Consider the following 25,909-nt stretch of genomic DNA (forward strand, 5'->3'; position numbering starts at 1 on the left):
CGTGGCCACACGCCGCAGCCTGAATCCAGCTTTTTAATGACTTAGACCTGACTCAAATATCTGCATCCACTGCAACCGTTCTACGCTTTAGCGGCCTCGAGGGACCTTCCAGATGTAATCCAAGCCTTGACCCACGCTGGCTGGCGTCCACGACCGGTCCACTGCTGGGTTAAATCTTCGGGGTTACGGTACTTGACCTGCACATTGCCTTTTTTCGGCGCTTTACCAACTTTGATAGAGCGAAGCTGCTTTTCAGACAGCCCAGCGTTGCGAGCAATGTGAAGAATCTGTTCACGCGCCTTACTGATACTGAGGAAATGTTGAGTTTTTAGCTCGTCGATCACTTGTACTTCTAGAGCGCGCAGCTGAGCTAGCGAATATTTAGACAGGTCATGCATTATGCGTAGTCTCCTTAGATGAAGCTGTACCCTATCATGAACGAAGAGCCAACTGCAGGATGAGGACGCTGGCTCAGAACCTGAGGTTCGCTAGTAGGTGGTTGTGGACCTTCGGTAGCGTCCGCTGACGACCCAGAGCAGACGTGTCGCTTCGGTAACCCAACTGTGCGGCGATGCTGCGGCAGGCTTGCTAAGATGGGCGCTTACCTCTCGTAGTCCGCTTTGGTTTGGCCCGGCCGTGAGTCGGGCATTTTTTTGCCTTAACGTTTGCTTGAGCGGATACTGCTGAGAGAAATACTTTGGACCACCGCTTGAAAATATCAAATTGACCACTACCCCTAGGTAAAGGGGGAACTCAATGAAATATGCTTTGATTCTGGAAACGGACGAGTACACCCGCGAGCGGTTTGTTAAGCTAGTGGGATGGTTAGGCCACACACCCGTTGTGGCCTCAACAGCAGACGAAGCACTCACACTTACCGCAGCGATGGATTTTGAGCTGATCTTCACACCGCTACATGATCTATTGACCGAGCGCCGCCAACTGCCCGGTGAACTGAAGCGGATTGCGCCAAAGTCAGCAGTTATTGCTATTGCTGCCAATGACGAGGAGTACATCGTCACGAAGTTCCTACCACCAGTAGGTGCATGCGCAGTTGTTCCGCGTCATCCGTCTCTCGATTTGTTGCGTCGATTGCTTGAATCCAACATAGAAGGATTTGGAGTTAATATGACTGCAGCGACCCCACCGGTTGAGCGACGTCGTATGCCAAAGTAGACACGGAAGGGGCGAACACGCCTGGCTCCGCTGTTGGCCGATAGTGGAGGCTTCAGGTGACGAGTGAATAAGGTTGTTGCAAAGATAACACGGGTTATTGACTGCAGAGCTTGTGAAGAAGCCGCGCACTAGCTTTGCAGGAGCTAACGTTCAGATTTTGCGACGTGATGTCGAACGCCGTGCCCGAGAACTCGAACTATGACAGGCTCCGGAATGTTGACGTCTTGAAGATAGGCGCGCGCATATGCGCCACCGTAAGCGCGCTCTAGCAGGATGCCTACCTCGACCAGTGACTTGCGGTGGCGATTTAGGCGTCTGTCGGGAACTGGCATTTGATGCATTTCTCCCCCTGTCTAAAGAGAGTATCGTATTTACAAGACGCGGTGGAACTAACTTGACAACGATAACGCTTTCTTGCGTTCTGCCTGTTGGCAGTACGGGTGCATTCTGCTGGACAGGACTCAGCCAACTGTTGAAGGTAGATCACTCATACTGGCGCGAATCTCCACTGCCGGGCTGCGATTCGGATTACGTCTCCCGACTGAAGGGAAACTTCAAATACACCTTCGAGGGGCTGGGGAACGGCGTCTACCGAGCAAGACCGCCCCCATCTTTCAATTCGAGGCAGCTCTACATGTGTAAACCCTTCAAACAACAGTAGGTGATCCGGCAAGCCAACAGGGCAAAACCGTAGATCACAAAGCGCGGCATCCCAACTAACGTAGACATCTGCCAGCAATGCGTCGTGAAGCGGTAGAGATTCAAATTGCATACGATTCCGACGCGAGTCAACCTCCTGTGAAGGGTACGCGTAAGCGTGCCCGCCTGGAGAACTCAGCTTAACAGACTGGCCAGATTATCTGTTCGTTTTGCAACTCCCAACCGTGCTCTAGCCTAGTGACTGCTGTGAAGGCAAAGCATCGTTCTGTTCAGCAGCGTCGACCACGTACGTATAGAGCCTACGCAACGAGACCATTTCGCTGTCCGCCATAGTGCCCGCTACAAACTTTTTCTGCGCTTCAGCTACGAACCCACCAGGCTGGCCGCGAAGATGATTGTAGTGATTGACCAGTCGCAGACGTTCCTCGATTTCGTCAGTCTGCTGTCGCGTTGGCGCGGAAATTGAAGTGATGTTGCTTGACATGCTAAAGGGAAGGAAAGAAATTCAAATAGGTGCTTGGACGACAGTTGGTACCCCGGCAAAAACGGCGGTGTAAACATTTTGTCGTAAAGCCGCTACGCTTGAGTGTTACCTACGAGCGGTCATGCCAAATCTTATCATTTATTCGATACGGGCCTCATCGAAAGCATCGGTCACCAATGTCTGCTTTTGGCCGAAAGCAGACGTATTATAGCGTCCGCTATCGACCCGAAGCGGACATCGATTGCGTCCAGTCGCCTTACCGGCATCAGCTTGAAGTTCGGTTTGGCAGTCTAAAGTCGGCTCACGGGATTAAGTATTGGAATGCAAGGAACAAGCCAGCCAGCACAGCCCAGAATACGATGCCGCATAAAGCGCCTAGCTCAGCTTCCATGACCAACGTCCCGTCGGGCCGCCGCATAAAGCGATTGCCTTTCCTGAAATTACCCAAGCCTTTCTTGTCTGGTTCGACAAAAACGCGACCAAGGGTAAGGAGTGGCACAACGATGTAACCTGTCATGTATCCGGCTACATGAAAAGCAATTTCAAGTATTGGCCGCAGGATAAATTCCGCCAGTGCCTCGAGTGCCATACACCTCCCATGTTTATGTCTGCTTCTGGCCCAGCCCGTGTAAAAACTCAAAATGGAGGACTGGGAGCTTGATTGTACGGACTAAGGCGGATTCTGAAGTGCATGGCAGTGCCCCAGGCATCGTAATTCCGCTTTAGCATTTTCGGCAGGGCCAGCAAGATTACCGCAGTGAGCAAGCCTTGTAGCGTCGAAAAACGGGCGTATGCCCTGATCGCTGCCAGCAGTTCCTCCATGCCGAGCAGGGTCATCAAGCGCTTAAAGTTGTAGGCAAGCACGTGCAGGCTCATCTCGGCTTTTACGCGCTCCAGGCCTTTTGTCAGGAAGTGCGTCGCTCCCATCCATGCCTTGATCGTTGCATACGGGTGCTCGACCGTCGAGCGCCGGATTCGCATGGCATCCGGCGTCTGTTCGAGACGTGCCTGCATCTCATCGAGCACGTCCTGATGTTCCCAGCGGGTTACCCGCCGATTTGCGCTCGGCGTGCACTTGTCCTTAAGAGCACAGTCTTTGCAGTTCGAACTCCAGTAGCGGTGGTTCGTCATGTCTTTCTCGATGCTGGCGAAGCGCCATATTAAAGCTTGGCCTGCCGGGCAGCGGTATTCGTTCTTTTGCGGGTCGTAAATGAAGTCGGCCTTGTCGAATCGACCGTCGGCCTTGGCCCCCGAGGTTTTCGTAGGTGGCACCAAAACTGAGATACCGGCCTCATGGCAGGCGAGGATTTCTTCACCCTTGAAGTAACCGCGATCGGCGATTGCTGTCAGGGTCGTCGTGCCGATTGCAGTGCGGGCTTTCTTGGCCATGCCAGACAACTGATCGCGGTCGCTGCCGTTATTGGTTACCTCGTACTCGACGATCAAATGATGCTTGGTGTCGACGGCGGTTTGCACGTTGTAGCCAACGATGCCTGAACCGCGCGTCATCATCGAACGTGAGTCCGGATCGGTGAGCGAAATCTGCGTTTCGCCAGTCGTTTCCAGCTTCGTTTCGATTTCCTTGAGCGTGGCCATCTGCGATTTCAACGCGGCGATCTTGTCGTTCAGACGAACGCTTTTCGATTGTGCAGTGCTAGGCTCCTGCCGGTCAGCCGTGTCGAGCTCTGTGAGATAGCGGCTGATGTTCGCTTCGATTTCCGCCATCCTTCGCTTGAGCTTGGCGTCGGTGAAATTGCGGTCGCTGCTGTTGACTGCCTTGAACTTGCTGCCGTCGATTGCGACGACCGCGTCTGAAAACAAATCGAGTTGCTGGCACACGATGACGAATTGCCTGCACACGTTTCGGATGGCCTTGCCGTTATCCTTACGGAAGTTCGCGATCGTCTTGAAGTCGGGTGCCAGGCGTCCCGTCAGCCACATCAGCTCGACGTTGCGCTGCGCCTCACGCTCGAGCCGGCGGCTCGACTGAATGCGGTTGAGATAACCGTAGATGTAGAGCTTGAGAAGCACAGCTGGATGGTAAGCCGGCCGGCCCGTTTTCGCCGGCGCCACCCGAGCAAAACCCAGGCTGGCGAGGTCGAGCTCGTCGACGAACACGTCGACTACACGAACCGGATTATCCTCGGCCACGTAATCGTCCAGGAGTTCGGGAAGCAGCGTGCCTTGTCCCCGGTCTTCGCCCTCAATAAAGCGCTTCATTTTGCACCCGTAGTGATGAGATACTGGCTTAACGTTTACTACACTGCCGCCGTTTACACGACCGTACGTTTTTACACAGCCTGGGCCGTTAGCAGACCTACCTCGACGTCTGCTTACGACCCGAAGCGGACGATCCACCCGGCTATATTTCGCAGCCCGTGACCAAAATCTGGTGTATGTGCGTGTTTCTCGCAAACTGGGTCGGCAACTCGCTGTTGAGGTTGTTCATTACGCTTTCCGGTAAATCCGCATCCGTCGTGTAACTGATCCCACAGAAGTTTTCTGGGATTAGTACAAGTCTCGGACCTGGACCAATTTCACGATGAAGTGAGGGATTCGCATGAATCAATTTGTGTACACTATCGCCGACCTGTGAACCGTCCCGAGTTCTCAGGCCACGACGCATCACGGTGATTCGCCAGATCCTACCGTCGTACACTTCTGCCTCAACTGGAATACCTTCAACGCGCGCTTTTAGACTTTCGTAGCGTTCGCCGTTTTCATCTTCCTGCCATTCTCGAGAGACAAGATGCTTTCCTAGAAGGCGTGGCGGCGCCTCTCCAATTAGGAGATTGCCGACACCTCGACCGTCCACAATTGGCTCACTGGCATGGCAAGTCATCGCGGTCAGCAGGACGCAAAATGCGAGAAAACATCTACGTACTGATTTCATGTGTTACTCCATGGAAGCACATAATTAGGCGAATGTCTTGTCAGTCTTAAATGCGTGCTAACTTGGCATCGCAGGTCCGCTCCTGGCCGGCAGCCGACGTATTGTAGCGTCCGCTAACGACCCAAAGCAGTCTTTGATTGTCGCTCCAAAAAGCAATCAAGCTACTGCTACAAGTGCGTCCCAGCCAAGGGCGCACGCTGGCGGTGATGCAGGTCTGCGGCGGCTCGCAGTCGTTCAACGTCGTGAACACGCTGCGGCTGCTTGGCCGCTGGATGCGCATGTTCACGATTCCGAACCAGTCATCTGTGCCGATGGCCTACAAGGAGTTCAACGATGACGGGCGCATGCGGCCGTCCGCCTACTATGACAGAGTGGTCGACGTGATGGAGGAGTTATTCAAAATTCACCTTGCTGATGCGTGGACGCACGGACTACCTGACAGACAGGTATAGCGAACGCAATGAGCGAGCGTTGAAAGCGATCGATCGCCAACTCGGTAAGATCTGAGCAACATCAATGCCGGTGCTCAGGTGCCTTGCTCTCCAGCGCGGCATGCCTCTCGCCATAAATGCGAACGAGAACGGCTTCGCCACATAATTGCAAGCGCACTGGGAACATGGACCGACTTTCCATATTCCGATATCGCTGTCGGAACGCTTATTTCTGTAATCGTGTTTAACGGCGCGCGCCGCACACTGGCGCTAAAATAATCGGAGCATTTTTAATGGCATGTTGAAACACTTGCGAACGCACTATACATCTTTTCGTCGTTGAAATAGGCATTAACATAGTTCTGTATTCAACTTAATTTAAGGAGAGGACTGGAGTTGGATGTCGGGACTACTAGGGTCAGACTCTTCTTGGCTCTGCTGAGCGCGACATATAGTTTGGACCTGGCGTACAAGGTTGAAGAAAACTGAGTTTTGTCGCAGGCCATCAGCATGGCATGGTCGCACTCCAATCCTTTCGCCTTGTGGATACTGCTGAGTACCTTTTCCGGAGGAGATGGGCGGGAGTAGGAGCGCATACGCGACAACTCGGCAAAACCTTCATCGACTCCAGTGAACTGGCCGATTCGCATAGCGTCACGGAGTTCAGAACGACGGTCGACCTTTACTGTGTCAAAGCCCGCAGCGCCTTCGTTCACCAAGGTGCTTATCGTCAAAAGCGCTTCAGAGACTCCGGTATGCGTCGGGTTCATCAGAAGACAACGCGCGACCGTCTGTATGTTCGCGGGCTTTCCCATCGTGGGACGGGCTGCGCCCGTGAGAACTTCTTGGATAAGTCTATCACCGTGACTTGTTGGACTGAATCCAGCGGCGACGCTACCCATGAAAGCAATTACGCCATGCGCCAGCTTTTCTGCATTCCCCTGACCCTCACGCACCGTCTGCACAAGGGCACCCAATGCCTCCCGCGTGTGCCCTTCCCAGATTGGTATCGATCTCCACCAAAATGCCCGGAGGGCTGTCACCAACTCATTCTGCGAGGCCAGAATCATCAGCTGCGAGTTGGCTCGCAGGATTTCGTCGATCGGGGCTCGGTGCTGCTTGGTCAGTCGGTAGCCGGTGCGTTTCAGGGATATGTTATCCCCTTCAAGAATTTTGACCGATGAAGGCACATCTCGCGTCAGGTCAATTGGCACCCCGCCTTCCAAGTTCTCCCGTGCCCGAATAATCCACTTTCCAAGGCGAGAGCAGCCGCCGTCCCAGCGGTGAGGGACGACCAACTTTCCGCCTGCACCTAGCGCCTTCAATGCATCCCAGCGTGTGCGATCCCTACGCGCAGCCTTGTCGCTCTTGGCTCCGTAAATTCGCTGCATGGGGTCGCCAAAAATCCGGACTGCCGCACCCGCAGACAACAGGGCCATCACCACATCGTGCTGATCAACACTAGAATCCTGATATTCATCGCAGATGATGATTGGGTATCGTCGAGCAAGTGCACGGGCAACCATGGGCTGATGGCGAAGAAATCCGGCTACCTTTGCGGCCATGATCTCGAAACCCTTTCCACCGTCCTGCCAAGCCCATGAAGTTAAATTTCGGGGCAGTTCTAGCGGCCTATGATAGGCCAGTGCAACTTGCGCGATTAACGCATCGATGGTCTTAATTTCCACGCGAGAGCCGGCACTTTTGGTACGACTGGCAAACACGGAGCAAGCCGCATGGGTATGCGTCAGAATCAGCAAGCGTCCACTGCCAAGGTTACTTACGACCTCTTGGCCATAGGTGGCCCCTTGAAACGTCTTGCCGCAACCCGCAGCAGCTTCGATGATCACCAGTTGCTCGCGTGATCGAAGAAGCTTGGCGACGGTCTCATCGCTCATAGATCTAGCTTTTCCAAAGCGGGCTTTCCCGCGAGCGTAAGCACCGCGTTGATCAGCGGGAGCAATTTCGCCTGAATGTCATTCCATGCACCCAGCGCGACCATTCTCTCGGCTAGTTCGCGCCCGCCGTCGGTCGACTTGAACCATTGTTGCGAATGCTTCTTCCAAGCTTTATCTTGTCCATCAGGGGCGCCGTGCTTGCTTCCAGTCGCCGCTGCAATGATCAGGCTGCGCCAACTTCGGTCGGCCGCTCTCAGCGCCGTGTCTATCGCTTCTGGCGTCTTATCTTGAAGACCTAGTCGCTCCGCCAGTGTGCGGAGGCGGTAGCTGTCCAGCTCGCCCTCAGTATCCTTGAGAAGTTCGATGAGATTTTCCTCGGAGACTACCCCGATCACATTTTCTTCAGTGCAGCCCTTTGGCCATTGATACAGACGCTCTTTGAGTTTTTCCTTCAACCTGGCCCAGCGTTGCGGAGCAGTCCCTTCGTCATCCACCAGACCAGCGAACACGAGTCCGGAAGAAACGAGTGTCTCAAGTAGGTCCAAGGTCGCATCATTTCCCTGTCCATCACAGATCCGAACACCGTGATCTAGCGGGTCACCACGGAAAGCCTTCTCCAACAAATACTGCAGGAAACCGACTTCGGTTGGCCCTTCTGCGATGACGGCAACGCGTGCCAAAAACGTCTCGGGGTCTCGCCGCTGTTGCGGACCGATCTTGTTGCGTGGTAGAGCACCAATAGCCCCGAGACTGTCCAAATACCAAAGATGCGCATTCTCCGCGCAGGTTATCGCGACAGGGCTGTGGGTCGTTAGGAAAATTTGTCCGTGCTGTTCGGCGAGGATGTTGATCAGCTTTCGTAGACGATGAGGCTCCAATCCCCGCTCTATTTCATCGATGAGCGTTACGCTTGATTCCTTCTCAGTTGCAGAAGCAATTTCAAGTGCAGCCATGCGACGGGTACCGGCTCCCCATGTGCTAAGTGGCAACGCTACTCCATGTTTGTTTGCCAGCAAACCGATCAGCGCTCCAATAGAAAGTCCTTGGCTAGTAGTCAGTCCGAGCTTTAAATCGCTTGGAAGCGCTGCACCTGCCATGCGCGTATCCAACGAACTAATCGACTCCCTGCCCTTATCATTAAGCGCATCGTGCAAGTTGAGCTCCGACACCTGCTTTCCAATGCGTGCCCGCAGGGCATTGTCAGCTAGCAATCGATCCAGAGCCGACCCGTAGACAAGACGCAAGTCCCGATCATTACGTTCGTCCGCACCCATTCGGACGAGCCCAATATGACGACGAACAGCGGTGGAAAAGTAAGTGAACTCATCGTTAGGTTGAATAACCTCCCATACAAGTTCCAATTCAGTAGTCCCTCGAACGCGAAGCCGGTACACCGCTTCGGCAAGTATCGGAACCCCATTATCTCCGTCTGCAGATGGAACGACAGCATCCCGCCCATCCCACGCCCATGGCCAGACGAAAGTATTCTGTGAACTGATCCCGCTTGCGTCAGGCAGCGACATAACAGCCTCGATGACAAATTCCTGCGTACTGTCCCGAAGCCAGTAATCAGCCTCCGAGATGACCGCTGTGTTCGATGGCAGAAGTAGTAAGCCGACCGCTTCAAGAATGGTCGTTTTCCCTACGTCACCTCCACCCAGAATGACGTTCATACCTTCGGCAGGAAGCCATGTCAGGGATTCGATACCCCTGAAGCGCTGGATAGTCAACTTACGAATCCGTGCTGTCGATGCCATGTAGCTCCTTATTCCCAAAGCACGATCCAATGGACGCTGAGCTTAAAGGTGTTTCGACCTGGCGGCAAGCCGTCAAATGTCAAGGCACTGTCGTGGACGACACCTAAATCAACCTCTTCCGTGCTTATAGGCCGCCATCTTGGCGGTAAGCGGTTTAAGGGGTCGCGTGGTTAAAAACAGCTTGAGTTTTTATTGTAAACCTTAAGATGTTGTTTACGCTCTGCCTAAGTCCTTGAATTTAATCAGAAAAGTAGTGTCAATTGTGCCGCTATTAGAGAGGTAATGTGCCGTAGTTAGAGAGGTCCGGTGCCATCGGTAGAGAGGTAATGTGCCATCCTTAGTGAGATGTGCCATCGTTAGAGATTTCGGTGCCACGGTTAGAGAGAAATTGTGGATAACTTCAGAGCACCTTGAAGATTAATATAATTCCCTTAAAATTCATCGCCTTACGTTAGTATCTACCAGACTTATCCACAGTTCGCGTTCTCTAATAGCGGCACACTTCGCTCTAACGATGGCACCGAATTCTCTAACCATGGCACGCAAATTTGATGGCCAGACACTCGTTAATTGTATAAGTTGCAATAAATCGCCAATATTATGCATAACTTTGGACGCTACCGAATCCACAATTGATAGGTGAAAGCACAAGCTTTTACAACGAAAGAAGCTTCCGCCTTGTTGCTGCGACACAACAAGTTATTCATGACGACGCCTCTGAGCACCCAACAGAACCTCCTCATGTTGTGAGCATCAAGACTCTGGCAGACGCCAAGCCATGCAAAATCGGGCGTGCCCCCTCATTTGATTTGTGTCCAAGCATGCTGGCTGGGTGAACTTAAGTTAAACGGGTCAGCTTTGCGTATACCTGATAATCTCAGGAATTGACATGGCCAGATTTTGCTCAAAATCTAGTCACTGATACGAATCAAAAAAGGACTTATATTTCATGGATCGAAATGTTAAAGGCTCCGAAAAAGCATTAGCCTTAATCAAGTTTTTTAGTAAAGAAGAGCACTACCTGGCATTTAGAAACGGAAATTTATTACTCCGGACTCCCCATTTTTACCGGACATGCGAAGATCCAGGACGAGGTGATAGGAACGAATCATGTCTAGGCTACTGGGATAAGGGGCTAGGTCACCAGATGCCGAATCTAGTACGCGGCGACTCGCCAATGGACATGGCCGACGTTAAAAGTGTCTTAATATATCCCGCAGATGAGCAACAAGATGCTTGGCTGCAATCATGGTGCATCATAGGCCCTCATAATAATTTCGAAGAATCATTACAGCGAATGGTAGACGAATTTGGTAGTTATTTCGTTTTATTGTCTGCCAAAGATATTGATACTTATGCCAATTTGCTTGAGCAAGCGAGTGGCTCCGCAGTCCGCTACGGTCTAGTTCGATATTCTAGCGCTCCATTAGACCGTTCTCTAACAGTAAAGGATTATGAATATAGTTATCAAAAAGAGTTTCGGTTCTTTATAGGGCAATGCCAGAAAGGCGAGACGCAAGACAAGAAAATTCAGTTAAAAGAACTTGATAACATTCTCTCTAAGGCTCAGTCCTTAAAATTGGAAAGTTCCTCAGGCAAGACGAGATATTTTGCTCTTGGGTACAATAAAGTTATAACGACGTAATTTTTCACACACAGTATCGCTAGAACTTATTATAAGCAGCGCCCCCACTTGGAGAACTAGGAAAAGTTTTCCGGCATTGAGCTTTTGCTTCAGAAAAATGGCACGAATTATAGCGCTTTTATATTAAATAATCCGCTATCCGACGGAAAAGTAAATAAAAAAATTGCCAGTTTCGCAAAAATATTCAGAATGTGAAATATTTTATTCTAGGTTTTCCGAGTTCACGCCAACACGCCGAGCAAACACAAACACAAATAGCCGGCTCTGCCGGCTTCGTTTCATGTTACGTTAGCTAAAGTCACTAAGCAGTCGAAAAATGCGATGCTGTCGGTCTTATATTTAAATTAAATAAATCTGATCTTTTTTTCTCAAATGTCCATGTTTCCTTCTTGGTTGTTATACTTACAACAACTTTCGTGAAGATTTTCCATCCACACCGTACTACCTTTCCGCTACTGTCAACCTTTTTCACTTTCTTACTCTCTTTTTCTAACAAACGAATACCAGTCGTCTTCTTTATTAAATCTCCATATCGATTAAGCACTTCCTCAACTAAACGCCCAACGACTAAACGCTTACCATTCCGTTTACCGTTTCTAGCAGCGTCAAGTCCACCTAAAGCCTCAAGAAATGCATGTGCGTCACCTTTCTGTTCAGAGCATTTTTCGATGCGACCTACCCCATCCCCTCCACGCGCTTTTTCCCACAAATCCTTCATTCGAGGATGCTCGGGGGGGTGTTGGATTCGTCTGAGCTCATCCCAGATAGTCAAGCACTTCGCAACACCGAAAAGCTGTCCTTGATTTATACCCCACACGGAACGAAAAGCATCAACCCGGGAAATTTCAACTTCGTCAGATGATTTGCCGTTACCTGCCCCGTCTATCGACTTATTCGAAGCCTTGCTGACATTTGCAGGGAGGGTTTTCATCAGGTACTTCATCACGTACGACGCGCTGCTACAAGGACGGCGCTCCCCGTTAGCATCCAATCTACGAACAATCCGAGAGAACTCAACCTGAAACTTGTCTTTCATACCGCGCCATACGCGAGAAGCACCTGCTGCCAAGGCTAATCTATTCTCATAGATCTCATCTTTGTCAGATAATTCACCGGCGCCTGGGGTACGCACTTTTAGCCCAAGCGGAAAGTAACGCATGACCGCAAGCAAAATCTTCGTCTCGTTCTCGGCGCGATAAAGTAGCCAAATATGATAATGCGGGCATGCATCACGGTGCGGTTCCACAACGCGTAGGCCGCTGAGTTTGATTCCGTCTCGTTCGAGATCGCGCATGATAGCCTGCCAACGCTTGCAGAAAAATTTATGTGCTTCCCGTGGGGATTTGCCGTTCCATTTTTTCTTCCCATGTAATGGATTCGGATGCCATTCTGGATCAAGAGTTATAGTGACCATGGCTGAAGCCAAATTTTGCTGCTCGCCTAGCGTTTCCATTCCCTTAACAAAGGTGTACAGTTTCGCGAACTTATGTTCGGGCCGTTTTACAACGTCGGATAGGCTAATCTCTGGCCGCACGCGTGCAAGGTCATTGTCATCATTATCGATCTTCCTAGGTACCAAAACAGTATCACGCATCCATTTTTCCTGGGCATAGAGTTGCTGCTCGCGTGCGTCTACGCTAAGACTGGAAGAATACTTTTCCTTTTGTTTTCCGATCAAACCAACTCTAAGAAAAAAATGCTCTCTCGCTCGGCTTATGCGCATAGTCAAAGCTCTACGCCAAAACATAGCAGTGCATGTGCGCTGGTATTGAGAATACGGCGACGAACCTGGTACAGGAACACCGAGAAGTGTCTCGGCAAATTTTATCTTATCAGCTGGGTCACGATACTCCTGCTCAGCAAGGTTGACAGCAAGCTGCTTAATGTCAAATTGGTCAAAATCGATGTAATTGGCTATCTTGCCTTCTGTCTCGATAATTGCTGCGAGGCGTCTGTCAACTTCGAGACGAATTCTACCTAATATCTCCGCATCTTCTCGACGAAGCGACGCCGGAATGTCATTTTCTGTTTGGAAATCACGGTCATAGGTTTGCTTCAGTAGTATGCTGAGTTGCTCATCCTTGTATGAAGCAAGCAGCTTAACGACGCCCATACGCGTGCTGAAAACTACTTTTTCGTCAGCCTTTTTGATCGTACCTTCATCGCCAGTACACTGTCTGCCAACGTAGGAGGGATGCCAATTGAATGTCCAGTTCATTTTTTTCTTTCGACCTTGAATTTCATGCTTCGAAAAATGCAAGCTGCAATTGCCGAGGGTCGATCGCAATATTCTGCGCGTAAGACAGAGATCGTTTTCCTTTTGTCTTTGGCTTCGTTTTTTGAGAAACAGATTTTTTTAATCCGTCAGCCGCGCAAAGATCCGGAATTTCCAATTGGATTGCCAGTATGGGCATACATTTCGGCAACTTCATTCTATCTATCAATGACATTTCCCAAGCAGGCGAAGAATACTCCTTTACGCCCGATTTCTTTTTCACTCTCTCTCTATTTGCCATAATTCCTCCTATTCTGGAGCAATTACGATACCAATTTTTCAGCTTACATTCGGCCCAAAACGACGGTTGCGCAGATTTATTCAAAAATTCGACAAAATAATTCGCGAATCAGTTCAACGGATGTTCCATCGAAATTAATTTTAAATAAAAACGAAACATCTTTCGTTTTAGCGCTGCACTCCAAAATCTTTCTGGCTGCATAAATAGCAACAGTGTTGGAAATTTGGGAAAATTCGATGAAATCCAAAAGATTTCGAAATTCCACCTTGTTTCCTTATTCGCTTTCTTTATAGAATTCACTTCGTAAATCAAACAAGAATGCTTTTAGAAAAAACTTAAAAGCTAACTGTCTGAACACACATAATCAACTCCCTACTAAAATGACGAATTTTCGAAACATAAAAATACTGATCACCGATCTGCTGGGCAATCTCGATAGTCTTGGGCAAATCATCTGCAGAGGCAACAAATGAATTCACACGTTTATTATGGCCTTAAATTTGGAAAGCTTATTATTACGTTAGCCGAAGCTGCGGCGGAACTTGGCTTGGAGGTCGGTACTGCGCACAACCAGATAGGCGCAGGGACATTTCCACTGCCCACAAGAAAAATGGGGAAAAACCGTGTGGTCGACGTTCGAGATCTCGCAGATTATGTTGACATCCAGCGCTCCTTAGCTAGGCAAATTTTCGCCGGATAAGAAATTAGCGATTAACATACTGTCAAAAAAATGAGGTCTTTCCATGAAACACAATACAAACAGAATCAAAGATATGTCAAAGCGATTATCTACATTGTCGGACGATTTATCATTCGAAGTTGATCAAGGTTGGACGTCCAGCTTGTATCACATTGCGCGTTATCTGGACGAGCATACATATAATGATGAATGCTTCGATGACAGACGGTCTGGATTGATGGCAGCGGGTCGCCTTAGCTGGTTGCTTGGCGCAGCACGCTCTACACTAAGCGGAGTGTTTAGCGAGAAGGACATTTTTACTTTGATAAACTGCTATCAAGACATTGTGTTCAGCACCGACCAAATAAGTACCATTCCATCTTACGTATGTGAGGCCTTAGGTATCAAACTTGACAATTATGAAGTCTCATGCGCCGCGCCGCTCATCAGCAAACTTCTCAACCTAAATGCTTTGCAGCGGCTCATTCTAGCTGACACGCTTGAACGAATTTGGTATCAACCTCCGATGACGAGGACGAATCAGATACCAGAAGTGTTCGATTTACTTGGAATACAGTTGAGGTAACAGCGCAATATATTTTATTATTGTGACCACCTTAAACGGCTTGCTCCATGCGGCGCACTTTGCGCGATGACTCGCTACGTCACGCCACCTGGGAAAATTCTGCCGTGGCGTGCCACATTATCTCCATTTGCCCGATTCCACCGCTTTTCGATCGACCGGTCAATCCTCCCGCGCGCCCGATGGTTGCGCTCGCTGCAACGGTAGGTGGCTTAGAATTTTAGCGCGGCCATACAAAGGCAGCGTAGACTTGAGCAACTCTTCCATGACATCGACAACGTCATCATGGAACGAATACTGATGCATGCGCCCGGCCTTATGGACTTCTTATAGGCCATCGACACCAAGAATTGGTCAGAATCGTGAACATCCGCCGCCAGCGCCTCAATAGGTGCAAGGTGTTCAGGACGTTGGAGGGCTGGAACCACCGCAGATCCGCATGACCGCTAGCGCGCATCTATGGCTCAGCCTAATCGCAAGTTCGCCGTTCAAACGGCATCGCCGCCATAAGGCTAGTAGAACTCTTCCCGTGGAGTGACACCCGATGAGCTCGGTGCCACAAATTGATGCCACAAATCAAGGTTTTTTAGCGGTTCTCGGGGCTAACGACGTTTCACTCCGTCCAGTCCATCATCGGGGCGACCGACAGGCGGCGTCCGCCTGGAGCACGCGGGGGAGTTGTTTCGAGAGTCATGGCGATCAGAAGAATTCGGGAGCGGCAGCGCGAGCGCCGCACACGCGGGAGCGGAATTGTACCCCAGCGGGGCGTCAACCGCGGGTGTACTGACTTGACCGGGTTGGGACGCCTTCAGGCGTCCTTCGTTGAGATTCCAAGCGGCGCCGCCACGAAACCGGGCGGCACGCTGCGCCGCATGCCCTCCTCGAACGGCATGCGCGGCTGCCAGCCGGGGGGGGCCTCGAAACGGGTCCAGGGCAGCATGGTTTCGCGCGGACGGCAGGGCCGCTCGCCCCAGCCCACGTTCACCCGCACGCCGAGCGCCGCTTCGAAGGCCGCCACCAGGTCCTTCAGGCGCAGCGGCGCGCCCGAGGACACGCCATAGCGCAGCTGCACCGGGCCGGCCGCGCGCAGCGCGCGTTCGGTCGCGAGATAGGCCTCGACCACGTCGTCGATATACACCATGTCGAGCAGCTGGTCGCCCGCCGACATCGACAGCGCCCCGCCGCTGGCCGCCGCCTTCCACAAGGCGCTCATGAGTTTCGGACGCGGGTCGTGCGGGCCATAGGTGTCGAACAGCGCCAGCGTCGCCACTGACATGCCGGCCGCGTTGACGTAATACGCGAGGATCGCTTCGAAGGCTTGCTTGGTCGCGGCGTACAGGTTGACCGGGTCGTAGTCGCGCCCCTCGAAGTGCTGCCAGGCGGTGCCGGTGTTGACCAGGATGCGCACGCCGTTGGCCGCCATCGCTTCGGCCAGCTGGGTGGAGAACAGGATGTTGGCCTGCACCAGGCCTGCCACTTCTTCGGGCCGGTGCTGGGCCAGGAACAGTGCGGCCAGGTGGAACACGGCGTCCGGCGCCGCCATGCGCACGATCTCCACCAGGTCGGCCGTGGTGGTGCCGCAGCGGTGTAGGGTGACGTTCACGCCCGCCAAGGCGGCAAGGCTGGAACCGGCGCGCAGCAGCACGTGCACCTCCCAGCCGTCGGCCACGAGGCGGCGCGCCAACTGCGAGCCGACATAGCCGCTGGCGCCGGTGACGAGTGCGCGGCGCTTATTCATACGGGGACGACCGGGAGGCGGCGGCTGGGCAGCTCATTTGGGATTTCCATACGTGATTCGATGCGGGCGAAGGGTCGATTTTAGCGCAAACCGGCCGAGGAAATATCCCCGCTGGCGCAGCGCGCGACGTCGGTGCGTACTTGGGCAAGCGCCAGTTCCGAGCCATCGCCGTGACCGACAATGCTATCGGCGATGCGTCGATGCTGCTATATTTGCTTGACCAGATCGCCGAGAACGCGACGCTCGCGAGTGTCAGCGGCGATGTTGCCGACGACACGAAGGCCAGTCACGCGCCATGGCTGCTCCTTTTCGACATGGAAGGGGCCGGCCACGATGGCGCCTGATTGCACGCGCAGTCTGCTTCCATCTAGAATAGCGGCAGCGGCAGTTCGCGGCTCAATGCCTTGAAATATACGCAGATCGTTCCGGCGATATCGTTTTTGCAAATCAACGGTATTTCGCATGATTCCCCCACTTTATCTCGCACAAATATGAGCATCGTAATAATTAACTGGCGGGGGGGCGAGAACGATCCCTTCACCTATTTCAGCGCATGCATGAAGCAGGCGTTCGAGCGAATGGGGCGCCCGACGCACATCGTCAATCTTGACGATTCGTTCATGCGCGAGCTGGCTGAAATCAACAACAAAGGTATCGATTTTGTCATTTTGTGGCAGGGCCTCGGCTCGCAGATTGGCGCTACGGACACCGACCCCGCCACCGTCTGGGACCAGCTGAAGGTGCCGGTACTCTGCTATCACGGCGACCATCCATGCCACATGCCTATTCATCACAAGGCTACGTCTCCATGGGTGCAGCATATCTACGGCACGGCTTCATTCGCCATGTTCGCGAACACCTACTTTTCGCGCGAGACCAGCGCAACGTTCTTTCCGACGCCTGTCTGGTTTACCGATGGCGTCAAAGGACAATTCGAGGGGAATTTTTTCGTTTTCCCCAAGAATATCGATGACCTCGACGCGACCTTGGACAAGTGGCGCGGTGCACCAGAGCGCCTGGTCGCGAGCTTCCTGCTCGAGGCCGCGGACGCGATCATCGGTGAATTCAGGAATGGCAATCGAACGAGTCATCACGACATCATTGATGGCATGCTCAATGCCGAGGTGATGGCAGCGCTCTGCGAGAACCTGGACAACTCGGAGTTCACGGTGCGCGTGCACCTCCATACGCTGCTTGACAAAATCTATCGCAATATGGTCGCCGAGCACGTCGTCAACGATCTTAAAGATGTGCCGCTCAAGATCTACGGGCGGGGGTGGGAGCGTTTCCGGCTCAGGCAGAACCGCCATCACGAATTTCTCCCGTTTGACGCGATGTCGGACAATGCTTTCCAGTTTGCGTCCCAATACGGCATTGTCGATGCGGCGCCTATTCACGATTCCTTGCACGACCGCACCCTTCGTGCCATGAGCAACCGGTCGGGCTTCCTGATGGGGTCCAATTGGTCGTACGAGACTTTCCTTGGCGGCGACTACAGTGACCTGTTCTTCGACGGCGCTGCCGGCGCATTACGTGCTCGAGCAGAGCGTGTCATGCAGTCGCCCGAGGCCCACCGAGCGCAGGCTTGCGATTTTGCGCGGCACTATCAACAGCATTTCTCGCTCTTCAATTTCATCAAGCACCTCGAAGGGATGAGTGACATGGTCAGGGCTCGAGCGAGGGCGTGATATGTTGTGCGCCGCTGTCCAGCGGTGCCTGCTGCAGGAGTGTTCTGGGCGACTTGAATCGCCAAATTAAGTGTAAATAGGGTTTTAGTTCTCTGGATGTCCCCGGCTTGCGCCGGCGTATAATTTTTTTTTTTGTTTAACCGTTTCACCGCGAATGCTGAAGCCGGCACGGAGCGCGCTGTGACATGCTCGGAATTGGAAAAGGTGAGGAAATGGCTGTTTTCGACGACATTGGCTATGAGGATTTTCGCCAGATGGCAATGGATGATAGCCTGAGCCCCCACGAGAAGATCGGCTTTCCGAACGCATACCGGGATGCCCATGAAGCGGCAATCTTCGCCGATATCGAATCGAAGCTCGCCAACCTCGCGCGCCGCTCCCAGAACGTGCTCGATATCGGCCCCGGGTGCGCGGGCCTGCCGCGCCTTTTGATGGATGCATGCCGACTGCGGGAGCATTCGCTCGTGCTGATCGATTCGCCTGAAATGCTGGCGCACCTGCCTGATGCATCCGGCGTGATCAAGCTGCCGGGCTTTTACCCGGATTGCAATGACGCATTGCAGCCATGGATTGGTCGTTTCAACGTCATTATTTGCTACAGCGTCTTCCAATACATATTCGTTGAGGCCAGTTTCTGGAAATTCCTGGACCTGTCAATCCAGCTGCTTGCACCAGGCGGTCAGATGCTGATCGGGGATATCCCGAATGTGTCTAAACGCAAGCGCTTCTTTGCGAGCGATGCGGGTGTCAGATTTCATCAGGATTTCACGCAAACTTCAGAAGTGCCGCATGTGGATTTTCGCGCGGTAGAAAAAGACAAGATTGACGATGCCGTCATCCTTGGCGTTATCATGCGCGCCCGCGCGCAAGGGTGCGATGCCTACTGGCTGCCCCAGGGAGAATCGCTTCCAATGGCAAATCGACGTGAAGATGTGCTCATCATTAAGCCGTAGTAAAGGAAACATCACCGCCCCCTTCGACATCAAGGATACAGGCGTCTCGCTCATCGGCCAGCGGCATACGGGGCGGCAGCTCGGGTCTGCGAGTTTGGACCAATAACATCACTTGCCTCACCGCGAGGCATTTGGAAAGCGAGTATGAAAAAGAGAAAGCTTGTCATTGTCGGCGCATCGGCGTTTGCCGAAATCGCACGCGAATACTTCGACGTCGATACGGACTACCAGGTGGTGGCATTCGCCGTGGAAGAGTCCTACCTGAAGCAGAACGAATTGCAGGGCCTGCCGCTCGTGGCGTTCGAACAGCTTCATGCGCTTTATCCGCCGCAGGAGCATGACGTGTTTGTCGCTGTCGTCTACACGCAGCTGAACCGCCTGCGAGCGCGACTTGCCGGCGAAGCGAAGGACCAGGGATACCGGCTCGCGTCGTATGTCAGCCCACGCGCGTTCATCTGGCGCAATGTAAGGCTGGGGGAGCACGTGTTCATCTTCGAAGACAATACTGTTCAGCCATTTGTCGAGATCGGCGATAACGTCGTGCTGTGGAGCGGGAATCATATCGGCCATCACAGCAAGCTGCGCGACAACATCTTCGTGTCATCCCATGTCGTCATTTCTGGTTTTTGCGATATCGGTGAGAACTCTTTTCTCGGCGTTAATGCAACCATTGCAAACAACGTGACGATTGGCAGGGATAACTGGGTGGGCCCCGGCATGACCTTGATGAAAGACACCGAACCCAATACCTTGTTCAAGGCGACGCATGCCGAGCCTGCAAAAGTACCAACGACACGTTTCTTCAGGGTGAACCAATGAAATGGCTGAAGCATGGCGTCGTGTGGAAGCCGTCGGGAACGACATGGTGGGCTCGCACGCATGCGACCTGCCCGACGCCGATCTGGCTCGACGACCAAACCCTGCGGGTTTACGTGCAATGTCGGGACGAGAATAACGTCGGGCGCATCGGTTTCGTCGATCTCGACCCGCTGGACCCGCGCAAGGTGATTCGTGAAAGTCCGGAACCCGTGCTCGACATCGGTTCGCCCGGTTCCTTCGACGACAACGGCGTATTTCAAACGTCGGTCATTCGTGTTCCGGATGGCCGTATCTATATGTATTACGTTGGCTTCGAGCTGTGCCATCGGATCCGTTATCGCCTCCTGACGGGGCTTGCCATCAGCACGGACAATGGGAACACGTTTCATCGCGCCCAGGCCACGCCGGTTCTGGAGCGCAGCCCGGATGAGCAGTTCTTTCGCTGCGGCCCGTGGGTCGAATGCGAAGGCGACCGTTTTCGCATGTGGTACGTTGCAGGAAGCGACTGGGAAACAATCGACGGCAAGCAGATGCCCATCTACGAAATCCGCTATATGGAGTCCGACGATGGCATACACTGGCCAGCCAAGGGGCATGTCGTGATGCCGGTAGCGCTCGAGAACGAGCACGGCTTCGGACGCCCGGTCGTTCGGAACCGCCCCGACGGGTACCGGATGTTCTACTCCATACGCAAGCGCAATCCCGCCCGCTATCGCCTGGGGTATGCGCAATCTTGCGACGGGCTGATGTGGCAACGGCTTGACGCCGACATGGGGCTCGACGTCACCGAGGGGGCATGGGATGGCGAGGCCATCTCCTACGGTATCGACATCGATGCCGGTGGCAGAACGTGGCTGCTGTATAACGGAAACGATTTCGGTGGCACAGGGTTTGGCATCGCGGAGCGCGTGCAGCCATGATGCAGGCACGTTTTTTCGATCTCGATGAAGCAAGCTCCTGGGATAATTTTTGTCGCGGCGCGCATGGCGCCACGTTTTTGCATTCTCGCGCCTTCCTTTCCTATCACGGCACCCGATTCATTGACCGGTCTGTCGTGATCGAACAGCATGGCGAGTGGCTGGGGGTAATCCCGGCCGCGGGGCATGCTGCTGACCCATCCACTGTTGTTTCCCACCCAGGCGCAACCTATGGCGGGATTGTGCATCAGGGACGACTTCGGGGTACGCAAATGCTGCATGCGTTCGATTCGGCACGTGCACTATGGGCGTCCGCCGGCTATGAGCGGCTGCAGTACAAGGCCGTTCCACACATATACCAGGCAGCTCCCGCGCAGGAGGATCTTTACGCGCTTTTTCGGGCAGGGGCGGTTCGCTATCGCGTCGACCTCTCCAGTTGCATCGACCTGCGATGTCGCCTGCCGGTCAGCGAACGCCGGAAACGCGGAAAAAGGAAAGCACAGCGGGCATGCGTGCAAGTTGTTCGGGGAAGAGCACATCTTGCGGCGCTATGGTTAGTGCTTGCCGATAACCTTATGCGCAATCATGGCGTCGCCCCGGTGCATACGCTGGACGAGATCAGCTTGCTTGTGGACCGCTTTCCTGAGCATATTCATGTCATGACCGCGCTGGTGAACGGCGTCGTCGAGGCGGGCATCGTCCTTTTTCTCGGGCAGACGGTTGCGCACGCGCAGTACATTGCTTCGAGCGAAGTCGGTTATTCGGTTAACGCACTTGATCTCCTGTTTGACGAAGCGATCGGGCATAGCTCCCAGTCCGGCAAGCGCTATTTCGATTTCGGCATCAGCACCGAAGACCAGGGACTGATCCTGAATGACGGCCTTGCACAGTTTAAAAACGAGTTCGGCGCCGGCGGAGTTGTACATGAGTTTTACGAGTTGAACTTAAAAGGAGCTGGAAATGCCTCTCAATGATTGCTGCTTAATCGAATTGCCGAAGATTTCCGATCCACGTGGCAACTTGACCTTCGTTGAAGGCGGAAACCACATCCCATTCGACATCAAGCGGGTCTACTATCTGTATGACGTTCCGGGAGGCTCGGACCGCGGAGCGCATGCACACAAGAACCTCCATCAGTTTGTCGTGGCAATGTCAGGCAGCTTCGACATTGTTCTCGATGACGGCGACCGTCAGCGGCGTTTCCATTTGAACCGCTCATACTATGGACTGTATATCTGTCCCATGATGTGGCGTACGCTGGATAACTTCTCGTCGGGCGGCGTCTGTATGGTGCTTGCGTCGGAACCTTACACCGCCGATGACTACATTCGCGACCATGACGAATTTCTCGCACGCGCCCGGCACAATACACTTGCCGGTGCATGACCTGTCTTGTACGAAGATTTGACCGATAAAATGTTGATAGATTTTCTCAATCTTGGCCGCGTGAACGCCCCATATGAGCCGGCCATTCGGGAGGCGATCGAGCGTGTGCTTCGCTCGGGTTACTACATCCTGGGCGAGGAAACCGCCGCCTTCGAACGGGAGTTCGCGAGCTACTGCGGAGTAAAGCATTGTGTCGGCGTGGCCAATGGCCTGGATGCACTGCATTTGATTTTGCGCGCCTATGGCATCGGCCCGGGGCATGAAGTCATTGTGCCTGCCAATACATTCATCGCAACCTGGCTCGCCGTCAGCCTTGTTGGTGCGCGAATCGTACCGGTCGAACCTGACGAGTTGAGTTGGAATATTGCCCCGGAGCGAATCGAAGAAGCGATCACGCCGCGAACGCGCGCGATCATGCCCGTTCACCTTTACGGTGCTCCGGCGGACATGGACGCGATCCGGGAAATCGCGCAACGACATCATCTTCGCGTCATTGAGGACGCAGCGCAGGCACATGGCGCGCGTTATCGGGGGCTTCGTGCGGGAAGCCTCGGTGACGCAGCAGGCTTCAGTTTTTATCCCGGCAAGAACCTGGGCGCGCTGGGTGACGGCGGCGCGATCACAACGAGCGACGATGATCTTGCCGAGCATCTCCGGAAGCTGCGCAATTACGGCTCATCGATCAAATACCAGCATGATGTCGCGGGCGTCAATTCCCGTCTGGATGAGATGCAGTCAGCCGTGCTGCGCGTAAAGTTGCAGCATTTGGATGCAGACAACGCACGACGCGCAGCTGTCGCGGATAGTTATCGTGAAGCGCTGGCCGATACGCCAGTCGAGTTGATTCGCATCCCTGACAAGGCCCAGTCTATCTGGCACCTTTTCGTCGTGCGAACTCCCAGGCGCGATGCCCTGCGCGATTACCTGACATCGCGGGGGATTGGCACGCAAATTCACTATCCGGTGCCGTGCCACCGCCAAGGGGCATTTGCCCATCAGGCTTGGCCTGAGCTCCCTGTAACCGAGCGACTGCAATCGCAGATTCTGAGTCTGCCGATGTCGCCGTATCTGAGCGCAGACGACGTGGCCTATGTTGCAGCACAGGTGAAGGCCTTTTTCGCCTGAGCATTTGAACAAAAACTTTGCTCAGTACATGCCTGAGCCAGAAATCAGTTCGCGACCGGCGCGCACAGGTCCGCTCTCACCTTGTCGAGCACCGCGTTCCAGTCGCCCGGCACCGCCTGGCGGTACAGGCGCGCGCTCGGATACCACGGACTGTCGGGGCGATCGCACAGCCAGCGCCAGTCGGTCAGGGTGCCGCCCGCCAGCAGGATCCAGACCGGCTTACCCATCGCGCCGGCCAGGTGTGCCACGCTGGTGTCGACCGTGATGACCAGGTCCATCTGCGCGACCAGCGCGGCCGTATCCTCGAAATCGTGCAGGCGTTCGCCGAAGTGGCGCACGCTGCGCTTCATTTGCAGCGTCACCTTGTCGAGCGTGCGCAGTTCTTTCTGAAGCGAGAAGAACTCGTACTGGTCCGATACCAGGCCCGCGATCGCCGAGAACGACAGGCTGCGGAAGTGGTCCAGACGGTGATAGGCGTTGCCGCTCCAGACCAGGCCCACGCGCGGACGCGTCTTCTCGCCGAGCAGGGCCGCCCATTCGGCGACCCTGGCCGCGTCCGGGGCCAGATAGGCGGCCGGAGCGGGGATGGTGTCCGTGCGCGTAGCGAAGGCCAGCGGAAGGCTCATCAGGGGGCACTGCAGGTCGAACTGCGGCAGCGGATCGCCCTTCGCCACCACCTGGGCCACGCCCGGCAGGCTGTGCGCCAGCGAGACCAGCGCCGGCTGCACCTCGAGAATGACGCGCGCGCCCTGCTCGGCCACCATGGATGCATAGCGGCAGAACTGCAGCGCGTCGCCCAGGCCCTGTTCGGCGTGCAGCAGGATGGTCTTGCCGTCAAGCGGCTCGACGCCCAGCCACAGCGGCGCGCCCAGGTCGCGCTTTTCGTGGAATACGCCGAGTGCTTCCACATGCCAGCGCGCTTCGTAATCCTGCCATCCCTGCGCCAGGTCGCCCAGCAGCAGGTTCAGCAGCGCGCGGTTCCAGCGCGCCAGCGCGAAGTCGGGATCGAGTGCCAGCGCCCGGTCGTAGGCGGCACTCGCGGCCTCGAACTGGCCGAGGTCGGCCAGCACGATGCCGCAATCGGTGTGGCTCGACGCCGCATCCGGACGCTGCGTCTGGGTCTCCTGGAAACAGGCCAGGGCTTCGGGGTAGCGCAGCAGCGCGCGCAGCAGCGTTCCGCGCGTGAGGAGGAATTCGTAACGATTCGGATCGAGCGCCAACGCCTGGTCGATGCTGGCCAATGCGGCCTCGTTCTGCCCGAGTTGGCGCAAGGTCTGCGCGCGCAGGTGCAGGGTCTTCGGGTCGTCCGGCTTCTGGACGCCCAGCTGGTCGAGGCTAGCGAGTGCCGCGCCCTGCATGTCGAGCTGCACCAGCAGCCGGCTGCGGTGGCGCAAAATTTCCGGGTTGTCCGGCTGCAGGGCCAGTGCGCGCTCGCAGCTGGCCAGCGCTTCCGGACGGCGCCTGAGCACTTGCAGGGCCAGGGCGCGGTTGTGCCAGCCGGCGGCCGAGGCCGGGTTGAGCCCGAGTGCATTGTCGTAGCTGGCCAGGGCGTCTTCCAGACGGCCGAGTGCCTGCAGGACGATGCCGCGGTTATACCAGGCGTCGCCGAACGCATTCGCACAACCCAGGGCGCACTCGTAGCTCTCGAGCGCTTCTTCGAAGCGGCCCAGGTCCTTCAATACATTACCGCGATTATTCTGGGCGTGCGCAAAACCGGGGTTGAGCGCCAGCGCCTGGTCCAGGCCCGCCAGCGCTTCCTTATTGCGGCGCAGTTCGTGCAGGACGACGGCCTGGTTGTTGAGCGCGTCGGCATCGCCCGGGTTGAGGGCGATGGCGCGCTCGAAACTGGCCAGCGCTTCGTCGTAGCGCCCCAGGGCCTGCAGTGCGGTGCCGCGGTTGTAATGGGTATCGGCGTCCTTCGGCGCCAGGGCCAGCGCGCGCGCGTAGCTGGCCAGCGCCCCGTCGTAGTTGCCAAGCTCCTTCAAGGCATTGCCGAGGTTGCCATGGGCCGAGGCCACGTTCGGGCTGATCGCGATTGCGGAGCGGATGAACCCGGCAGCGATTTGATAGTTACCACCCTGGAAGGCAATGATGCCAGTGTGGTGAAGTGCCTCGAAATGCTTCGGCATCAGGCGCAGCACCTGTTCATAGGCAATCAGTGCGCGGTCGAGCTGGCCGTTCGTGTGGAACGCCATCCCTTCGGCAAACAGTGTGGAGACACGTGCGGCGGTCGAATTGGCTGGCCTGAATGCCGGTGCGCCCTTGCTGTGTTTTGCCATGCTGGAGAACCTTTGTAATGAGAGCAGCCGCATGCGGCGCCACGCCGTGCAGGGTACAGGCGGTGGTGATGAACTTGCGTCCCATTATAGAGGGAGGTGTTTACGTGCGGCAAGAATAGCACCCTCCCCGGCGCGCGGCGTCGGGGTTTGCGCCACATTCGAGGCCTGAAAAAATAATTCAAAAAATTTCCATACGGCATTTAATGGATGTAAGGAAACGGTCGTCTTGTACTTGTGAGAGCAGATGAGCTGCTCCATGAATCCCACCTTACTGGAGCCAAA

22 protein-coding genes and 2 pseudogenes are annotated in these 25,909 nt (G+C 54.5%); 13 read left to right on the plus strand and 11 right to left on the minus strand.

Annotated features, from left to right (window positions below):
* Nucleotides 1-80: 80 nt before the first annotated feature.
* Entirely contained in the window at nt 81-398 is a 318-nt protein-coding gene (locus ACHAC9_RS08025) for an H-NS histone family protein (protein WP_435758890.1), read from the minus strand.
* A gap of 358 nt (nt 399-756) precedes the next feature.
* On the opposite strand from ACHAC9_RS08025, the gene ACHAC9_RS08030 reads away from it, so the two are divergent.
* Nucleotides 757-1,176, plus strand: coding sequence for a hypothetical protein (locus tag ACHAC9_RS08030; RefSeq protein ID WP_435758892.1), 420 nt, complete (start codon nt 757-759; stop codon nt 1,174-1,176).
* A 1,445-nt stretch (nt 1,177-2,621) separates the two neighbouring features.
* On the opposite strand, the gene ACHAC9_RS08035 is transcribed toward ACHAC9_RS08030, so the two are convergent.
* The 3 genes and pseudogenes from ACHAC9_RS08035 to ACHAC9_RS08045 all read right to left on the minus strand — a co-directional run bounded on the left by ACHAC9_RS08035 (nt 2,622) and on the right by ACHAC9_RS08045 (nt 5,213).
* The gene (locus ACHAC9_RS08035; RefSeq protein ID WP_435758894.1) at nt 2,622-2,909 is read right to left on the minus strand and encodes a hypothetical protein; all 288 of its coding nucleotides are present in this window, start codon (nt 2,907-2,909) and stop codon (nt 2,622-2,624) included.
* Between the two features lie 203 nt (nt 2,910-3,112).
* Nucleotides 3,113-4,540, minus strand: a pseudogene (locus ACHAC9_RS08040) (IS1182 family transposase); the annotation flags it as partial.
* Between the two features lie 142 nt (nt 4,541-4,682).
* Nucleotides 4,683-5,213 carry a hypothetical protein gene (locus tag ACHAC9_RS08045; protein WP_435758895.1) on the minus strand — a complete coding sequence of 177 codons (531 nt, stop codon included), beginning with the start codon at nt 5,211-5,213 and terminating at the stop codon, nt 4,683-4,685.
* Nucleotides 5,214-5,386: 173 nt separating this feature from the next.
* On the opposite strand from ACHAC9_RS08045, the pseudogene ACHAC9_RS08050 reads away from it, so the two are divergent.
* Nucleotides 5,387-5,720 (plus strand): annotated as a pseudogene (locus ACHAC9_RS08050) (arsenical resistance protein ArsH); the annotation flags it as partial.
* Nucleotides 5,721-6,012: 292 nt separating this feature from the next.
* Here the strand turns inward: ACHAC9_RS08050 and ACHAC9_RS08055 are convergent.
* Both ACHAC9_RS08055 and ACHAC9_RS08060 read right to left on the minus strand, forming a co-directional pair.
* A complete protein-coding gene (locus tag ACHAC9_RS08055) occupies nt 6,013-7,542 on the minus strand; it encodes a UvrD-helicase domain-containing protein (RefSeq protein ID WP_435758897.1) in 1,530 nt (509 codons plus the stop codon).
* Complete coding sequence (locus ACHAC9_RS08060; protein WP_435758899.1) at nt 7,539-9,299, minus strand: ATP-dependent nuclease; 1,761 nt, start codon at nt 9,297-9,299, stop codon at nt 7,539-7,541. The genes ACHAC9_RS08055 and ACHAC9_RS08060 overlap by 4 nt, the downstream gene beginning before the upstream one ends.
* Before the next feature lie 949 nt (nt 9,300-10,248).
* Here ACHAC9_RS08060 and ACHAC9_RS08065 point away from each other — a divergent pair.
* A complete protein-coding gene (locus tag ACHAC9_RS08065) occupies nt 10,249-10,944 on the plus strand; it encodes a hypothetical protein (RefSeq protein WP_435758901.1) in 696 nt (231 codons plus the stop codon).
* A gap of 301 nt (nt 10,945-11,245) precedes the next feature.
* Here the strand turns inward: ACHAC9_RS08065 and ACHAC9_RS08070 are convergent, their stop codons facing one another.
* Together ACHAC9_RS08070 and ACHAC9_RS08075 are read right to left on the minus strand one after the other, a co-directional pair.
* Complete coding sequence (locus ACHAC9_RS08070; RefSeq protein ID WP_435758903.1) at nt 11,246-13,162, minus strand: replication endonuclease; 1,917 nt, start codon at nt 13,160-13,162, stop codon at nt 11,246-11,248.
* 22 nt (nt 13,163-13,184) lie between these two features.
* On the minus strand, nt 13,185-13,442 hold the full coding sequence (locus ACHAC9_RS08075; protein WP_435758905.1) for a hypothetical protein: 258 nt from the start codon (nt 13,440-13,442) through the stop codon (nt 13,185-13,187).
* Between the two features lie 487 nt (nt 13,443-13,929).
* On the opposite strand from ACHAC9_RS08075, the gene ACHAC9_RS08080 reads away from it, so the two are divergent.
* Both ACHAC9_RS08080 and ACHAC9_RS08085 read left to right on the plus strand, forming a co-directional pair.
* On the plus strand, nt 13,930-14,160 hold the full coding sequence (locus ACHAC9_RS08080; RefSeq protein WP_435758907.1) for a pyocin activator PrtN family protein: 231 nt from the start codon (nt 13,930-13,932) through the stop codon (nt 14,158-14,160).
* A gap of 43 nt (nt 14,161-14,203) precedes the next feature.
* Nucleotides 14,204-14,725: a hypothetical protein gene (locus ACHAC9_RS08085; protein ID WP_435758909.1), complete on the plus strand. Its 522-nt coding sequence runs from the start codon at nt 14,204-14,206 to the stop codon at nt 14,723-14,725.
* An 805-nt stretch (nt 14,726-15,530) separates the two neighbouring features.
* Here ACHAC9_RS08085 and ACHAC9_RS08090 read toward each other — a convergent pair.
* A complete protein-coding gene (locus ACHAC9_RS08090) occupies nt 15,531-16,460 on the minus strand; it encodes an NAD-dependent epimerase/dehydratase family protein (protein WP_435758911.1) in 930 nt (309 codons plus the stop codon).
* Nucleotides 16,461-16,600: 140 nt separating this feature from the next.
* On the opposite strand from ACHAC9_RS08090, the gene ACHAC9_RS08095 reads away from it, so the two are divergent.
* The 8 genes from ACHAC9_RS08095 (at nt 16,601) to ACHAC9_RS08130 (ending at nt 23,348) form a co-directional block, all read left to right on the plus strand.
* Entirely contained in the window at nt 16,601-16,804 is a 204-nt protein-coding gene (locus tag ACHAC9_RS08095; RefSeq protein ID WP_435758913.1) for a hypothetical protein, read from the plus strand.
* A 60-nt stretch (nt 16,805-16,864) separates the two neighbouring features.
* The gene (locus tag ACHAC9_RS08100; RefSeq protein ID WP_435758915.1) at nt 16,865-18,148 is read left to right on the plus strand and encodes a hypothetical protein; all 1,284 of its coding nucleotides are present in this window, start codon (nt 16,865-16,867) and stop codon (nt 18,146-18,148) included.
* A 212-nt stretch (nt 18,149-18,360) separates the two neighbouring features.
* Nucleotides 18,361-19,101, plus strand: coding sequence for an SAM-dependent methyltransferase (locus ACHAC9_RS08105; protein WP_435758917.1), 741 nt, complete (start codon nt 18,361-18,363; stop codon nt 19,099-19,101).
* A gap of 144 nt (nt 19,102-19,245) precedes the next feature.
* Complete coding sequence (locus ACHAC9_RS08110) at nt 19,246-19,920, plus strand: acetyltransferase (protein WP_435758919.1); 675 nt, start codon at nt 19,246-19,248, stop codon at nt 19,918-19,920.
* On the plus strand, nt 19,917-20,840 hold the full coding sequence (locus ACHAC9_RS08115) for a hypothetical protein (protein WP_435758921.1): 924 nt from the start codon (nt 19,917-19,919) through the stop codon (nt 20,838-20,840). The genes ACHAC9_RS08110 and ACHAC9_RS08115 overlap by 4 nt, the downstream gene beginning before the upstream one ends.
* Nucleotides 20,837-21,811, plus strand: a complete 975-nt coding sequence (locus tag ACHAC9_RS08120; protein WP_435758923.1) for a GNAT family N-acetyltransferase — start codon at nt 20,837-20,839, stop codon at nt 21,809-21,811. The genes ACHAC9_RS08115 and ACHAC9_RS08120 overlap by 4 nt, the downstream gene beginning before the upstream one ends.
* Complete coding sequence (locus tag ACHAC9_RS08125; RefSeq protein ID WP_435758925.1) at nt 21,798-22,223, plus strand: sugar 3,4-ketoisomerase; 426 nt, start codon at nt 21,798-21,800, stop codon at nt 22,221-22,223. The genes ACHAC9_RS08120 and ACHAC9_RS08125 overlap by 14 nt, the downstream gene beginning before the upstream one ends.
* 6 nt (nt 22,224-22,229) lie before the next feature.
* The gene (locus ACHAC9_RS08130; protein WP_435758927.1) at nt 22,230-23,348 is read left to right on the plus strand and encodes a DegT/DnrJ/EryC1/StrS family aminotransferase; all 1,119 of its coding nucleotides are present in this window, start codon (nt 22,230-22,232) and stop codon (nt 23,346-23,348) included.
* Between the two features lie 44 nt (nt 23,349-23,392).
* On the opposite strand, the gene ACHAC9_RS08135 is transcribed toward ACHAC9_RS08130, so the two are convergent.
* Nucleotides 23,393-25,627: a tetratricopeptide repeat protein gene (locus ACHAC9_RS08135; RefSeq protein ID WP_435758929.1), complete on the minus strand. Its 2,235-nt coding sequence runs from the start codon at nt 25,625-25,627 to the stop codon at nt 23,393-23,395.
* Between the two features lie 84 nt (nt 25,628-25,711).
* Nucleotides 25,712-25,885: a hypothetical protein gene (locus ACHAC9_RS08140; RefSeq protein WP_435758931.1), complete on the minus strand. Its 174-nt coding sequence runs from the start codon at nt 25,883-25,885 to the stop codon at nt 25,712-25,714.
* Nucleotides 25,886-25,909: the final 24 nt, after the last annotated feature.

Origin of the sequence: Massilia sp. CMS3.1 (genome assembly GCF_051262535.1) — a bacterium.
GTDB lineage: Bacteria > Pseudomonadota > Gammaproteobacteria > Burkholderiales > Burkholderiaceae_D > Telluria.